This window comes from Fulvimarina thalattae (assembly GCF_040239565.1).
Taxonomy (GTDB): domain Bacteria; phylum Pseudomonadota; class Alphaproteobacteria; order Rhizobiales; family Rhizobiaceae; genus Fulvimarina.
Map to the genome: position 1 here is coordinate 1 of NZ_JBEHWS010000005.1, position 13,435 is coordinate 13,435.

15 protein-coding genes, 1 tRNA gene and 2 pseudogenes are annotated in these 13,435 nt (G+C 57.0%); 11 read left to right on the forward strand and 7 right to left on the reverse strand.

The window, feature by feature from the left end; genetic code table 11:
* The 3 genes and pseudogenes from ABRA89_RS07905 to ABRA89_RS07915 form a co-directional block, all read left to right on the forward strand.
* A pseudogene (locus tag ABRA89_RS07905) lies at positions 1-123 on the forward strand (integrase core domain-containing protein); the annotation flags it as partial.
* 69 nt (positions 124-192) lie between these two features.
* Positions 193-612, forward strand: a complete 420-nt coding sequence (locus ABRA89_RS07910; RefSeq protein WP_349940924.1) for a hypothetical protein — start codon at positions 193-195, stop codon at positions 610-612.
* 100 nt (positions 613-712) lie between these two features.
* Positions 713-1,183: a Panacea domain-containing protein gene (locus ABRA89_RS07915; protein ID WP_349940925.1), complete on the forward strand. Its 471-nt coding sequence runs from the start codon at positions 713-715 to the stop codon at positions 1,181-1,183.
* Positions 1,184-1,595: 412 nt separating this feature from the next.
* On the opposite strand, the gene ABRA89_RS07920 is transcribed toward ABRA89_RS07915, so the two are convergent.
* Entirely contained in the window at positions 1,596-2,552 is a 957-nt protein-coding gene (locus ABRA89_RS07920; RefSeq protein WP_349940926.1) for an IS1595 family transposase, read from the reverse strand.
* 105 nt (positions 2,553-2,657) lie between these two features.
* Between ABRA89_RS07920 and ABRA89_RS07925 the strand changes: the two genes are divergently transcribed.
* Positions 2,658-2,882 carry a DUF6471 domain-containing protein gene (locus ABRA89_RS07925; RefSeq protein WP_349940927.1) on the forward strand — a complete coding sequence of 75 codons (225 nt, stop codon included), beginning with the start codon at positions 2,658-2,660 and terminating at the stop codon, positions 2,880-2,882.
* On the opposite strand, the gene ABRA89_RS07930 is transcribed toward ABRA89_RS07925, so the two are convergent.
* Positions 2,879-3,712: a hypothetical protein gene (locus tag ABRA89_RS07930; RefSeq protein ID WP_349940928.1), complete on the reverse strand. Its 834-nt coding sequence runs from the start codon at positions 3,710-3,712 to the stop codon at positions 2,879-2,881. The genes ABRA89_RS07925 and ABRA89_RS07930 overlap by 4 nt on opposite strands.
* 94 nt (positions 3,713-3,806) lie before the next feature.
* On the opposite strand from ABRA89_RS07930, the pseudogene ABRA89_RS07935 reads away from it, so the two are divergent.
* Positions 3,807-4,064, forward strand: a pseudogene (locus ABRA89_RS07935) (integrase core domain-containing protein); the annotation flags it as partial.
* 4 nt (positions 4,065-4,068) lie between these two features.
* Here the strand turns inward: ABRA89_RS07935 and ABRA89_RS07940 are convergent.
* The 4 genes from ABRA89_RS07940 to ABRA89_RS07955 all read right to left on the reverse strand — a co-directional run bounded on the left by ABRA89_RS07940 (position 4,069) and on the right by ABRA89_RS07955 (position 7,303).
* The gene (locus tag ABRA89_RS07940; RefSeq protein WP_349940929.1) at positions 4,069-4,269 is read right to left on the reverse strand and encodes a hypothetical protein; all 201 of its coding nucleotides are present in this window, start codon (positions 4,267-4,269) and stop codon (positions 4,069-4,071) included.
* A complete protein-coding gene (locus tag ABRA89_RS07945; protein ID WP_349940930.1) occupies positions 4,266-4,655 on the reverse strand; it encodes an IS5 family transposase in 390 nt (129 codons plus the stop codon). Before ABRA89_RS07945 ends, ABRA89_RS07940 begins: the two co-directional genes overlap by 4 nt.
* 506 nt (positions 4,656-5,161) lie before the next feature.
* Positions 5,162-5,238 (reverse strand) — tRNA-Met (locus ABRA89_RS07950).
* 238 nt (positions 5,239-5,476) lie between these two features.
* Positions 5,477-7,303, reverse strand: coding sequence for an extracellular solute-binding protein (locus tag ABRA89_RS07955; protein WP_463671266.1), 1,827 nt, complete (start codon positions 7,301-7,303; stop codon positions 5,477-5,479).
* 198 nt (positions 7,304-7,501) lie between these two features.
* Between ABRA89_RS07955 and ABRA89_RS07960 the strand changes: the two genes are divergently transcribed.
* Positions 7,502-8,164 (forward strand): invasion associated locus B family protein, encoded by a 663-nt coding sequence (locus ABRA89_RS07960; RefSeq protein ID WP_349940931.1) that lies wholly within the window; start codon positions 7,502-7,504, stop codon positions 8,162-8,164.
* Between the two features lie 108 nt (positions 8,165-8,272).
* Here ABRA89_RS07960 and ABRA89_RS07965 read toward each other — a convergent pair whose 3' ends face one another.
* Positions 8,273-8,797 (reverse strand): hypothetical protein, encoded by a 525-nt coding sequence (locus tag ABRA89_RS07965; protein ID WP_349940932.1) that lies wholly within the window; start codon positions 8,795-8,797, stop codon positions 8,273-8,275.
* Positions 8,798-9,045: 248 nt separating this feature from the next.
* Here ABRA89_RS07965 and ABRA89_RS07970 point away from each other — a divergent pair, with 248 nt between their 5' ends.
* From ABRA89_RS07970 to ABRA89_RS07990, 5 genes are all read left to right on the forward strand, one after another.
* On the forward strand, positions 9,046-9,204 hold the full coding sequence (locus ABRA89_RS07970; protein WP_349940933.1) for a YqaE/Pmp3 family membrane protein: 159 nt from the start codon (positions 9,046-9,048) through the stop codon (positions 9,202-9,204).
* Positions 9,205-9,293: 89 nt separating this feature from the next.
* A complete protein-coding gene (locus ABRA89_RS07975) occupies positions 9,294-10,046 on the forward strand; it encodes an alpha/beta fold hydrolase (protein ID WP_349940934.1) in 753 nt (250 codons plus the stop codon).
* A gap of 138 nt (positions 10,047-10,184) precedes the next feature.
* Complete coding sequence (locus tag ABRA89_RS07980; RefSeq protein ID WP_349940935.1) at positions 10,185-10,685, forward strand: DUF3429 domain-containing protein; 501 nt, start codon at positions 10,185-10,187, stop codon at positions 10,683-10,685.
* A 507-nt stretch (positions 10,686-11,192) separates the two neighbouring features.
* A complete protein-coding gene (locus ABRA89_RS07985) occupies positions 11,193-12,413 on the forward strand; it encodes a porin (protein ID WP_349940936.1) in 1,221 nt (406 codons plus the stop codon).
* Between the two features lie 255 nt (positions 12,414-12,668).
* Positions 12,669-13,433 (forward strand): hypothetical protein, encoded by a 765-nt coding sequence (locus ABRA89_RS07990; RefSeq protein ID WP_349940937.1) that lies wholly within the window; start codon positions 12,669-12,671, stop codon positions 13,431-13,433.
* Positions 13,434-13,435 lie beyond the last annotated feature (2 nt).

Here is a 13,435-nt window from a genome sequence, read left to right on the forward strand (position 1 = left end):
TCGAATGCGATCCTAGCCTGGTCGAAGGATCACAAGGTGGAATGGCACTACATCACTCCCGGCAAGCCGATGCAGAATGGCTTTGTGGAGAGCTTCAACGGCCGCATGCGCGACGAGCTTCTGCGCCCTTATGTAGCAGATGCACCAACCTTCCTGTAGCTAAGAAGGCGGGTGATCCACGATAATGCGGGGATGACCGATAACACCATCGTCCTCGCCGGCCTCAAGCGCAAGCAGCGTGAAATCCTCGGTGCAATCCGGGCATACGAAGCGCAGATCGTTCAGGCCAAGCACGACCTCGCCCATATCAACGCCACCATCGGCCTGATGGACAAGGCCACGGCAAAGCAACGGGCCTACATCGCCGGACGCGGGTTCTTCGACAAGGGCGAGATCGCTGGCATTGCCGCTCGCATTCTCTCTGATGGACCAATGACGACGAGAGAGATTGCTGAGAGCGTCATGATCGAAAAGGACATGGACCCGTCCGATTCTGCGCTGCGAAATTCGGTGGTCTACAAGACGGTGCAAGCGCTACGGCATGCGAAGCGGCGCAAGGCAGTCGTGATGCTAGAAAAGCGCGGTGGGCAGTGCGTGTGGGCAACGACTTAAGCGCCGGTTTCTCATCAAGGCTACGCGCGGAGGGCAATTTTGAACCGCCTGATGCATAGCGATCACTCGTCAAACACAATTCAGCATTATATGGTTGGCTATGAGCGACGGTGATCAACAGCGTTTTCCAGAAACTTTTAAACTTGCCGACGCCTTAATTTTTGAGTCGCGCGAGCGTGGTGAGCTATTGACGCCACTAAAGCTGCAGAAACTCGTTTTTTATGCAGACGCGTGGCATTTGGCGCTGTACGATTCGGAAATCACGTCAGAGGGCTTCCAAGCGTGGGTCCACGGGCCGGTGGCACTCAGCCAATACCATCGATTCAAAGACCTTAAATGGCGACCGATTGACGACGAGTCCATTGAATACCCGGAAATCTCGGAATCTCTTAAAGCGCACGTGGATGAGATTATCGATGTCTTCGGTTCAGAAACGGCGGTAGCGCTTGAAATTATGACGCATCATGAGCGCCCTTGGCTTGATGCTAGGGGTGACATTCCTGAAGATGCGCCTTGCAACAATTATATTTCAAAACAAGTTACTAAGGATTATTATCGGTCCCTTGCCTAAAGTCAAAAAGGGAACAATTCCGAAACAATCTGCTTCCGGTGTAAGACAGTCTGCGCCGGATGACGACATTCTTCGTTTTTCATTTAAACTTTTCACTACAGACGACGAGGTGAGCCCTACGGCATTTCGTGATGGGTACACCCGATCGCTTATGGAAAGGTTGAGGGATCTTTCATCATGGAAAGTTTCGGAATTTACTGGGAAAACTAAAAGCGCAATTCGAAATCACCGTATAGATTGGGCCCGTACAAGCCGGCCTGACGGATTCGAGCACTTGAATGAGCAATACCAACTATATGAGCCATGGCAGTTTTCCGTTTCGGTAAACGAACACGGAAGGGTACATGGCATTATTATTGGCAATTGCTTCTATGTTATATGGCTAGATTGCAACCATGTGGTCTATTCATAACTACCGCTGCCAATACCCGCACCACGACCGGCTAATCGGCGAAAGCACCGCATTGCCGACCAGCGCGAAAGCGTTGGCGCCATTGTCGCGACGGCGGTTATCCTCGCACCAAGCGGCGTTGGCAGCGTACTGGTGAAGGTAGCGGTGCGACACACCGTGATGCTGGTCGCGCACCATGCGGCGCAGGCGCGAGAAGTAGCTTTCCACCCAGTTCGTGTGCTTGCCGTTGAAGTCGGAATAGGCTTCCGAGTGATTGATGCGCTCGGTCGGGAAGAAGGCGTTGAGCACGTCCCAATGGGTGGCCTCGTCGGCATACATCTTGGCGCCATCGGCAACCATCTGCTTGGCCAACTCGACACCCTCATGCTCGAAGTTGCGAACGAAGGTAAGGGTGCGGCCATCGCGCTCGCGAAGGGCAATGACAACGCGGCGGGTGCCGGTCTGGTTTTCCTTGAGGCGGCGGTCCTTGCGGTCTTCCTTGCGGTTCTCAGGCTTCACGTGACCGCCGAAGTAGGCACCGTCGATTTCGACTTCGCCGTCAAGCGTGAAGCCAGCGGTTTCGTTCGCCATGGCCTCGCGCAGCTTGTGGCACATCACCCAAGCCGTTTTGTACTGGCAGTCGAGGTCGCGGCTCATCTGGAGAGCCGAAACGCCTTTGACGGCGTTCACGAACAGAGCGATTGCAGCGAGAAGGTCAACGAAACCCATCTTGCGGGAATGGAAGATCGTGCCGCTCGTCACCGAAAACTGGTGATGACAGGCCGCGCACTTGAAGCGGCGGCGGGTGGTGATCTCGTAGGTATCGACGCAGCCACAGCGCGGGCAAACAGCCTTGCCGCCAGTCTCAGCCCAACGGATCGCCTTGAACGTCTCATAAGCCTTTTCCTCGCCAGCCTTGTAGATGGCGCGGAGAGAAAGGGTGCGGGCTGCTGATGAGAGAAGGAAGTGCTGGGCCATTGTCATCGTTTCCATTACATATGTAATGTATATAGTACGTTGACGTACTGGAGACAAGGGCATACGTATCGCTAACGATACATTTATCGCTAGGTGGATACGGATATGGCAGAGCGCACGGACTATGAGGCCCGCGTGGCAAACATCCTCAAGGCTGAATTAAAGCGAAAGGGCGTGACCTACGCCCAGCTTGTCGACAAGCTGGAAGAGATCGGAGTGGAAGAGAAGGAGGTAAACGTGCGCAATAAGCTATCGCGCGGGAAGTTCACGGCGGCGTTTATGGCCGCGTGCTATGCGGCTATCGGGTCAACCGAAATTAGACTGGATTAGTCGTCATCCGGCAGGTCAATTATTTCATGAAATTCGGTGACAGCGTACAAAACGGGTTTACCATTGGCGTTGTGACGAACATTAACATCAACCACAAACGCCTTTTTATATACGTTGTCGGCAGCTTCTCTTATTTCGTGTTTAATTCTCTCTCCTGCCAAAACCGAACTGTACATAATAGCTAAATCTTTGTCAGAAATCTCTTCGATCCGAACGCGTTCTCCAGATCTTTTATCAAGTTGGGCATCGTGAATATCTGATCTCGTGAATATCATCATTACGCGATTGTGCGAGGCTCCATCTGTTTTTTCCAATTCGCGTTTTCTATCTTCAATCGTAATTAGGGCGGCATTCGCATCACTATTGGTAAATTTAAATGCCGCCCGAACCGTCCTTTCTCCGTGCTCTTCGTAAGTCGCTGCCTCTAGCGAATGTGTCGCAGCGGGGTCTGTTGCGATGGCTTTTACAGCGTTGGAGAAGTCTTTAAAGTCGGCCCTTGTTTTAGGTTCATCCTCTCGCTTGCGGCTCGCCAATCCAGTTATTCGGGAGCCCCACCGACGAACGAAGTCTTCCAGGAAGACGATCTGGTCAATGTAGTTCACAGCGTGCCCGGCCGCGAATGCGATTACGGCGCTCAAATCAGCCTCAATACAGCCAGACCTGACCTCTCGGACATAGGTAATCGCTTCTACGGTCGCGTCGGGATAGCGCTCTTTGGCGTAGCGCTCCAGTTGATTACCGATTGCCGTAAACGACCCAACGAACTCGGATAGCTCGATCGGTTGTTCAGTGTCCAATTTCAATCGAAGGTGCGCAGGGTTCTCAGCCATGCGCTCACTGTACGAATGCCACCTCATTTGTCACCACCTATCGTCGCAACACTGGCGGTTTCGCAGCCCGGCACCGTTGGTGCATCTGCTACATAAGGGCGAGCTTCTGAACGAAAGCCTCTTCCTTGGCCTCGATCATGCTCGTGAGCTGATTGCGGCCTGGGTCAGCGATTTCAATACCCAGCGACCACACTCGTCCCTCGGCTACCAGACCCCGGCGGACTTCGCCCGCACCATCACCGCAACCGGCTCCGGCGCTCCGCTATCGGATGGCTCCGCACCTACGCCGGTTGCTCAACCAGCGCCCAACGGCGTATCTGAAACGGACGAGACTCTAATCGCTGTTGGATGAAGATTCAGTGGCAGGTCAGCTGGGAGATGACGACCTTCGTGCCGCGCTCGTCCATTTCCTCCACGATCCAGTTGGCGTCGAAGGCCTTGTCGGCCAGAAGAGCTTTGAACGTCACCCCCTCGATCAAAGGGGCCACGCCGATCGTGTCGTAACGATTGCCGGGCAGGAGTTCGAAACGGACGAAATTGCCCAAAGCGTCGGTCAATGCCAGGATCTTGGTGGTCCAGCCGCCCTTCGATGCGCCGATGGCCTGATTTCGAGTCCCCCTTTTGCGCCGTGTCCGTGGCGATGGACCGGAACGATGGTGGCGTCGATCATGGCGTATTCCATATCTGGATCGTCCGACACCGCTTCGAACATTCTCTCGAACACGCCCCGTTCAGCCCAGTAATCAAAGCGCTTGTAGATCGTGTTCCATTCGCCGAATTCTTCAGGCAGGTCGCGCCACTGGCTGCCTGTCCGAGCCTTCCACAGCACGGCCTCGACGAACAGGCGATTGTTGTCGCCGCTGCGGCCGGGATCGCTCTTCTTGCCCAGACAGTGCGGCTTCATCTTCGCCCACTGATCGTCTCGAAGCATCAATCTCGCCATGGTCGTCACTCCTCGCATTCCAGATCGGGCGAGAAATGAATCAAATCTATAGCCTTGATGGAACCACCTGATTCTCAACAGGCCCTAATCCAACGTGGAGGAAAAACTCAGTGGCAGGTCACAGGCGCTCGCAAGGCGAGTCCAATTTTTATCGGAGTTCTGGTTGTTCAGAGGGTGTATACGACACTTGGCGTTACAGTCGCTGACGTTCGCGCCTACGCTCAGCCGTTAGATGAAGGCTAATCGTGCCGCCGGTCTAACGTCCACCCCAAAAAATCTGTCCGAAGTGCCACGCCGATCTGTCCGAAGTTTCGCGCCGCGCCACAACTACGAGATATCAGATTCCGTGACGGAGAGTCATATGTTCGGCCATTGTTCTTGCGAACGCCGACCTCGGCCGCACTGTGCAACAACGATGGGAACATCGATGAAGCCTCCACACCCCTTTCGAGGCTAGGATGTTGAAACCAATGGCTTTTTTATAGTTCGGGAAACGTGCCGAGAGATGGTAGCGGGAGAGGGACTTGAACCCCCGACACGCGGATTATGATTCCGCTGCTCTAACCAACTGAGCTACCCCGCCAAACCAGAAGGCCGCAGGCGTCACCTGTACGCCGCGGGTGCAGCGGTCCTATAAGCGGGGACGCGCGGGCATGTCAACGGTTTGTGTGTCAGGCGGCGTGGGGAATGTCGCGATCGTGCAAAACGGGCTCGGAGAACGGCTCCCGAGCCCGTACAGGGGGAGAGAGACGGAAGCCCCCTCCCCGCGACCAGGGAATGCCTGGCAGGCACTCAGAATCAGAAATTGTGGCGCGGCAAGTCTATTCCGCCGCGCGCCAGAAAGACGGAAGCTGGTAGCCGTAGAGCGGCGTTTCATCGGGGTGCTTGATGAAATTCCAGCGCGCAAGCCGCTGTTCGGGGAGATGGAAGAGCGGGATCACATAGTGGCCTGAGACGAGGACGCGGTCGTAGGCGCGCACCGCGGTGACGAAATCCTCGCGCGAGCGGGCGGAGACCATCGCCTTGATCAGCGCGTCGATCGCGGGATCGGCGGCCCCAGCATAGTTGTAGAAGCCTTCGATATTGCGGGAATCGGATCCCCAGCGATTCACCTGTTCGGCTCCCGGCGAGAGTGAGGCGCTGTAGGTGGTGACGATCATGTCGTAGTCATAGGCGGTCTTGCGCGCCTGATATTGCGAGTCGTCGACCGTCCGGATGGAGGCTTCGATACCGAGGCGTCCCAGGGTTCGCTTGAAGGCAAGCGCCATGCGCTCCTGCTCCGGCGATTGCGTGAGAATCTCGAAGCTCAGCGGCTGGCCATCGGTCCCCACCAGTGTCCGGCCCTGAAAATCGTAGCCCGCCTCCTTCAAGAGCTGTAGCGCATCACGCAGAACAGCGCGGTCGGCGCCCGATCCGTCGGAGACGGTCGGCTTGTAAGTGCCGTCCATCACATCGGGCGAGACAGCATCTGGATAGGGCTGGAGCAGCGCCTTTTCCGCCTCGCTTGCCGGAATGCCTGCTGAAGAAAGTTCGGAGTTCTGGAAGAAGGACGCGGTCCGCCGATAGGCGCCGTAATAGAGGTTCTGGTTCGCCCATTCGAAGTCGAACAGCATAGACAGAGCCCGGCGTACCTTCAGATCAGCGAACTTTTCGCGGCGGGTGTTGAAGACAAACCCGAGCATGTTCGAAGGCGCGCCGGTTTCGAACGTCTCCTTGAGGACACGTCCATCGCTGGCGGCTGGAAAATCGTAGGCCGTGCGCCAATGCGCCGGATCGCCCTCCAGGTAGACGAAGCTGTTGCCCTTCTTGAAGGCTTCGAATTGTGCGTTCGAGTCCCGGTAATAATCGATGACGATCGTCTCGTAATTGTCGTAGCCCTGCTTGATCGGCAGGTCGGCGCCCCAGTAATCCGGGTTCTTCTTATATGTGATCTGCTGGCCGGGTCGCACATCCTCGATCGTGTAGGGACCCGATCCTGTCACGGGCTCAAGGGTCGTGCGTTCGAACGTGTCCCGATCGAAGGCGTGTTCGGGAAGCACCGGCAGGCCCGAGATCAGAAGCGGCGTCTCGCGGTCGGCCGTCTCGTCGAAGGTGAAGCGGACGCCATGCTCGCCGACCTTCTCGATCTTGGTCGCCGGGCGCAGCCAGTTGGCATAGAACGGTCGGCCGTGTTCGCGAAGCATCTCGATAGTGAAGAGAACGTCTTCGGCGCGGACCGGCTTGCCGTCTGAAAAGCGTGCGTCGGGGTTGAGCTGAAACTCGACGAATGTTCGTTCCGCATCGGTTTCGACTGTCTCGGCCAACAGGCCGTACATGGTGAAGGGCTCGTCAGGCGAGCGCTGCATCAAGGGCTCGAAGACGAGATTTCCGAATTCCCGGTCGAACCAGATGCCGCGCGCGGTCGTTAGCGCCCCACGCACGATGACGGGATTAAGATTGTCGAAACTGCCATAGACACCGTAACGCATCGTTCCCCCCTGGGGTGCGTCCGGATTGACGAAGGGAAGATGCTCGAAATCCGCCGGCAGCGCTGGCTCGCCCTGCATGGCGATCGCGTGGGATGGCTCTGCCCGTGCTATGGACGAACCCAAACTCGAGGCTACAAAAGCAACCGCCGCGATGAGTCCGGCAGTGAGAGGCATGCGCATTCAGTCAGTCTCCATCAACTGTCGGGCGCAGGGTTCCGAAAGGTCTCGACCCTTGCACCGTCGGTTCCGACGGTGAGCTCGTAAGTCTTCAATTGGCCTTATTTGCGTCAGACGGAGCGGCCCGTTAAGGAATTCGGCGAGCGCGATCCGTTCGCAGCCCGATCTGCCCAAGCTTGAAGGAATAGAGGCCTCGTATTGATGCAACGCCATTTTAAGTCTCTCACGATTGCCGCCGCTTTCATTGGCGCCGCAACACTCGCCGGCGGAGCACAGGCACAACAGCAGCGCGCGCCCGGCGGTGGTGGCGGTCAAGGCATCCAGACGGTTCCGGGTGAGTGGTTCAAGGTCTGCTCGAAGCAGGGCGAGAACGACATCTGCAACACCCAGTTCACGCTGGTTGCCGACACCCGTCAGCTGATCACCGCGATGAATCTCATCGAGGTTTCGGGCAAGGTCAATCAGAAGGTGGTTCAGGCGGTCGTTCCGACCGGGCGTGTGATTCCAGCGGGCGTCCAGGTGAAGATCGACGATGGGAGCCCCGTGACATTGAACTATTCGGTGTGCTTCCAGGACCGCTGCATCGCTGAAGCCGAACTGACCGACCAGCTGGTCAGCCGCATGAAGCGCGGCCAGGAGATGAACGTCACCTCGATCAACTTCCAGCGCCAGCCCAACCCGGTGCCGATCACTCTCTCCGGCTTTACGGCTGCCTATGAAGGCGACCCGACCGACGCCTCAGAGATCGCTTCGCGCCAGCGCGAACTCAACGATGCGCTTCAGAAGCAGGCGGAGGATCGTCGCAAGAAGTTCGAAGATGCTCAGAACGCTGCAAAGAGTGGCGGCTCCGAGACGGCCCAGTAAGATTCTGCCCGTCGGCACAAAGACAATTTTTCAAAGGCGTTCCACCACGGTGGAGCGCCTTCTTTTTATACGCATGACGAGCAGCAGCCAGCGCCGTTGCGCCGAAGCCTACTCACGTCCCTGCTGTTCGAAGGTGAGATCCGATACAACCACGTCCTCCCCCTCGATCTGTTCGGTCACTTCCATCAGGAATGATCCGTTTCCTTCGTTCGTGATCGTCATCCGGGCGGTGTCGTCGTCATAGATGACCTTGTTCCAGGTCACTTCGAGATCGAGCCGGTCACCGTTGCGCGTGCCGACCAGTTTGGCAGGTCCGCTTTCAGAACCCGTATAGACGCCGGTATATTGTCCCGTCTGCGTGTCGAGCACCAATTCTGCACCGATATCATTGCTGAGAACCAGCATTGCGGAGCAGGTTCCCCCGAGCTTGAACTGCGTCTCGCTTTCAACGGTGCCTTCCGCCTCGCAGGAAACGTTGACCGGCTTCGGCAACTTCTCCACCTGCACACGGCCTCCGCCTTCCCAATCACCGCCATACCGTTCGAAGTAATTGTCGCCTTGCGCGAATGCTGCGACCGGGGCCGCCAGAGCGAAGAGGATCGATCCGGCAACCGCGAAATTGGTGAAGCTCATTCTCTGTTCCTGTCCATGGTGGTCGCTCGTCGATTGTCACACGATAGGAACGGAACTTAGGCAGCCGACGGGAGAAAGAAGCCTGCCTATCGGCGAAAGGCACACCTCTCCCAATCACTCGCTGCCATCCCGAGACCTGTAACCAGACACCGACTTGATGAAATACGCGGCTCTCCGACACGGAACGTCGCAGCCCAGGCCACGTTGCCTCGATCAATAGGTCAATCTTCTAAAGGAGCAGGCTCACCATGGATATTATCAGGATCATCTGCGCGATCATCCTTCCCCCGCTCGGCGTCTTTCTACAGGTCGGACTCGGCAAGCATTTCTGGATCAACATTATTCTGACATTCCTGGGCTTCATCCCCGGCATCATCCACGCGATCTGGGTCATCGGAAAATACTGAGGACAGCAGAGGTACAGTCTGCATCCGAGCGGATGAACGTGCTAAGCCCGGCGAGACGAGCCGGGCTTTTTCGATAGGGGGTTGATCGCTTGCCAACATTTCATCGCGACGGTCTCGCATTGAACTTCGTCGACGAGGGTCCTTCGGATGGGCAGGCTGTTCTGCTGATTCATGGCTTTGCCTCGTCGATCAAATTCAACTGGACCGATCCGGGTTGGATAGAAACTCTTACCAAGGCCGGATATCGGGCGATTGCCTTCGACCATCGTGGCCATGGAGGGAGCGACAAGCCGACCGATGAGGCGGCCTACACGCCTACGAAGATGGCTGAAGACGCTTTTGGCCTTCTCGACCACCTTGAGATTAGATCGGCCGTTTTCTTTGGCTATTCGATGGGCGCACGGGTCAGCGCGTTTGCTGCGCTCGGCCGACCCGGCGTCATCGAAAAATTGATTCTCGGCGGACTGGGCTACGGATTGGTTTCCGGCGTTGGAGATTGGGACCCGATCGCGAAAGCTTTGCGGGCTCCGTCGATCGACGATGTGAAAGATGCGCGCGGACAGATGTTTCGAGCATTTGCTGACCGGACGAACAGCGATAGGGAAGCGCTTGCGGCCTGCATCGCCCATTCGCGCGAGGAACTCACAGAAGAAGACGTTCGGGCAATCGACATCCCCACGCTCATCGGCGTCGGATCAAGGGACGATATCGCCGGGTCGCCGGACAAACTGGCCGAACTCATGCCCCGGGCGCGGGCGCTGAGTATTCCGAACCGCGATCACATGCTCGCCGTCGGAGACAAGGTGTTCAAATCGGCGGTTCTAGATTTTCTGGCATCCTGACGAGCCAGTGAACCACCATCCATCGAGATTGAAGCCGGTCCCTCGGCGCGGCGGGTTCACGTTTTTATCCGTCGACCGACATTTCGATCGTGAAATGAAGCCTTGAAACTGAAGGATACGGGACGAATTTATCCGACCATGTCTCGATCACCGACAACGACCGAGGACACGCAGGTCCGGACCACGGGTCAAGCACAGGCCGATCCACCCGTGCGGACGGCATGGATTCTCGGTCTGGGCGGTCTCCTCCCTTTCGTATTTCTGGCTGGCCTTCTCGCCTATGGTGGAACTTCGACGATCGCCTTCGGCACAGTTACGCTAGCGTTTACGGCCTACTCCGCAGCAATCCTCTCTTTTCTCGGAGGCATCAGATGGGGGCTGGGCATGCGGCCGGCTTCACACCATCAAAAGCGGGAGCTGATTCTCTCGGTCGTTCCCTCGCTCGCCGGTTGGGTGCTCGTCCTCATTCCCTCCCCTTATGTTTTTGCGGGCTTTGCGATCTGCTTCGCGGCGCACGGCGGCTGGGATCTCAATTCGGTTCGCCGTCGCAAGCTTCCGCAGTGGTTCGGGCGTCTGCGGCTCGTCCTGACCGTGGTGGTCGTTCTGTGCCAAGTGCTCGTTTTTTTCCGGACCTTCTGACTCTTCAGAGATGATCGGGGCAATTTCGGCCCGAAGTTGCGTGATCAACGGAGAGGATACGCACCGACAGGATGGGTCCTCCGCTTGATCGCGATTTCAGAGCAGGCGCTAAAAGCCATTCCCGGATGCAACCGCAAAAAACACGCAAATTGCTCCGCTGGACGTTCCTTCATCAATCGAAACATCCGCGTTGTCGGGCTTGTAAAAAACGTCTGCAGCCCCGATTGACCGGCTTCGATTGAAATTTCGACGTCTTTTCAGCGCTTTGTTGCCACAAGAGTTAACAAGTCGTTTCATTTTTCGTGTTTTCCCTGCAACAGGGTGTGTCCCCACAGCCGGTTTGGGCTTGGTGTGGCATTTCTGTAATTGCGCCGATGGTCTGGATGGATATTGTCGTCATCAGAAAGACCGCGGGGACAAATCGCGCCGGCTTTCGCAGGGACGGGTAGAGAGAAAACTCTCAAGGATATGCCCCAACCCATCAAAAATATGACTGGAGGTCAGGACATGAACATCAAGAGCCTTCTTCTCGGCTCCGCTGCGGCCCTCGTCGCAGTTTCCGGCGCCCGCGCTGCGGACGTTATCGTACCGATGGCTGAGCCCACCGAATACGTTCGCATCTGCGACGTCTACGGCACCGGCTTCCATTACATCCCGGGCACCGAGACGTGCCTCAAGATCGGCGGCTTCGTTCGCTTCGAGTATGGCGTCCAGGGCCCGGTTGAAAACAGCTTCGGCCAAGACTTCAACTTCAACAACGAAGGTGACGACTACACCGCTGGTTCGTACACCGAGGTAACCATCACCATCGATGCGCGTGAAGAGACCGAGCTTGGCACGCTCCGTGCAACCGCAGCGCTCGAAAACAATTCCATCGGTAACGGTGGTTACGGTGATGACGGCGCATTCGACGCTGATTACGCCTACATCCAGCTCGGCGGCCTCACCATGGGTTACCTTGACACGCTCTGGACTGAGGGCGATGCCCTTCTGACGGACACGGATCACGCGCTCGGCGATTTCGAAGTCAACCGCGTGTCCTACACCTTCGCTGCGGGCGGCCTTGCTGCTACGATCTCGCTCGAAGACGATCAGAGCGGTGACTTCGGTCCGAACGTTGTCGGTAAGTTGGGTTATTCTGGTGGCTTCGGCTCCTTCAACCTTTATGGCGTTTATGAAGAATCCGTACCGTTTGCTAACGGAACCGCTTTCCCGCTTTTCCCATTCGCCGGACCGCAGCTTAGCGAAGACGCGTTTGCTATCAAGGCGAATGCTTCCTTCAAAGACCTCATCGCTGCCGACTCTGAGTTGAAGTTCGAAGGCGGCTATGCTTTTGATCCGACGACCTATATGTCGCAGGGTCTGTTCTCCAACTCGGCGACCCAGATCAACCGTCTGAACAACGGCTTCGGTGGTATTCCGGTTGAGTGGCAGGTCGGTGCAGCATACGCACAGAGCTTCGGTAAGCTCGGCGTTGCGGTTTCGGGTTCCTTCGGTGAAACCTTCGACACGGTAGAGTCCCCGAACACTGTTTTTGCAGTCAATCGCGGAGAAGCCGACTACTACAAGCTCGTCGGTAACGTTGGCTACGAGATCACGAACAACTTCGACATGCTCGCCGAAGTGTCGTACTCGAACTACGATTTCGACGGCAACGGTCAGAATGGCTTCGTCGACGACGAAATCGACCAGACTGCCGGCTTCCTCCGCTTCCAGCGGAACTTCTAATCTCTCGATTAGAGAAGCAATCGGAAAAGGGCTCGGCTTCGGCCGGGCCCTTTTTCTTTGCGTTGGTTCATTGACGGTCGCCCGACCACTGTATGCACCTCGATACGCCGGTTCGACAGGCTGGCAGTGCGTCGTTTGCCGTCGCGCCTGACGGAAGCTATAACTGAATTCGAAGATGCTGCACCGCACGCAAATCCTCAATCAACCGAACTTGCGGCGGACACATCAGGAACCGGATCTTCAGCGAGGGCTCCCATGGCGAATTCCGACGACGGCAACACACCAAAGACGGGTCGAATCGGAGCAGCTCCCGCTTCGAATGACTGGGATCCAGGGCCGGTAGCGGATCAGAAGCTCATCAATTCCCTCAAGTCCAAGGTGACGAGCGGCGAGGTCGTCCAGGACGACCCTCTCGAAAACAAGCACAAGGCCCATGCCTACCGCCACGATTTCCGCACCTTGGACTATCGGCAACTCTCAAAATCCGAGGCCGAACGCGAGGCAGAGCGTCAGCGCATCAAGGCCATGCACTCGACCTGGACGCCGAAAATCAAGCCGGGCAAGAGCGCTCCGCCAACCGGCAAGGCGAAGTTCGCAAGTTTTGGCGGAAGCACGATCAGCGTCGATGTAATTCGCCTCGAGAAGGGCAATCGCTCCGCACCCGGCGAACTCGACCAGTCGGCGATCTCCATGCCAATGCCTGACAGCCAACGCGATACATCGGCGAAAGCCCAGTTCGACGATGCCCAGCTGAGTGGAACGGTAGCGGTGGGCGAAGAGCCGCAATTGCTGGCCAATCCACGCGAAGGCATGTCCCCCGACTCGCTGACACGAATCGACGGAATCGGTCCTTCGCTTGAGCGTCTCCTCTACGATCTCGGTGTGTTCCATCTCGAACAGATTGCTGGCTGGACAGCGCCTCAAGCCCTTTGGGTAGAGAATGCGCTGGGCTGCGAACGCGGCCGAATCGAGCAGGATGGCTGGGTTCGCCAAGCGATCGCACTTCGCACAGAACAGTAAGC

Bases quoted from the DNA above. Each gene is read 5' to 3' on its own strand.
- ABRA89_RS07945 (WP_349940930.1), bottom strand. From the start codon at position 4,655: ATGGCGAGATTGATGCTTCGAGACGATCAGTGGGCGAAGATGAAGCCG.
- ABRA89_RS07910 (WP_349940924.1), top strand. From the start codon at position 193: ATGACCGATAACACCATCGTCCTCGCCGGCCTCAAGCGCAAGCAGCGT.
- ABRA89_RS07915 (WP_349940925.1), top strand. From the start codon at position 713: ATGAGCGACGGTGATCAACAGCGTTTTCCAGAAACTTTTAAACTTGCC.
- ABRA89_RS07925 (WP_349940927.1), top strand. From the start codon at position 2,658: ATGGCAGAGCGCACGGACTATGAGGCCCGCGTGGCAAACATCCTCAAG.
- ABRA89_RS07955 (WP_463671266.1), bottom strand. From the start codon at position 7,303: ATGCGCATGCCTCTCACTGCCGGACTCATCGCGGCGGTTGCTTTTGTA.
- ABRA89_RS07920 (WP_349940926.1), bottom strand. From the start codon at position 2,552: ATGGCCCAGCACTTCCTTCTCTCATCAGCAGCCCGCACCCTTTCTCTC.
- ABRA89_RS07985 (WP_349940936.1), top strand. From the start codon at position 11,193: ATGAACATCAAGAGCCTTCTTCTCGGCTCCGCTGCGGCCCTCGTCGCA.
- ABRA89_RS07965 (WP_349940932.1), bottom strand. From the start codon at position 8,797: ATGAGCTTCACCAATTTCGCGGTTGCCGGATCGATCCTCTTCGCTCTG.
- ABRA89_RS07960 (WP_349940931.1), top strand. From the start codon at position 7,502: ATGCAACGCCATTTTAAGTCTCTCACGATTGCCGCCGCTTTCATTGGC.
- ABRA89_RS07990 (WP_349940937.1), top strand. From the start codon at position 12,669: ATGGCGAATTCCGACGACGGCAACACACCAAAGACGGGTCGAATCGGA.
- ABRA89_RS07970 (WP_349940933.1), top strand. From the start codon at position 9,046: ATGGATATTATCAGGATCATCTGCGCGATCATCCTTCCCCCGCTCGGC.
- ABRA89_RS07980 (WP_349940935.1), top strand. From the start codon at position 10,185: ATGTCTCGATCACCGACAACGACCGAGGACACGCAGGTCCGGACCACG.
- ABRA89_RS07930 (WP_349940928.1), bottom strand. From the start codon at position 3,712: ATGGCTGAGAACCCTGCGCACCTTCGATTGAAATTGGACACTGAACAA.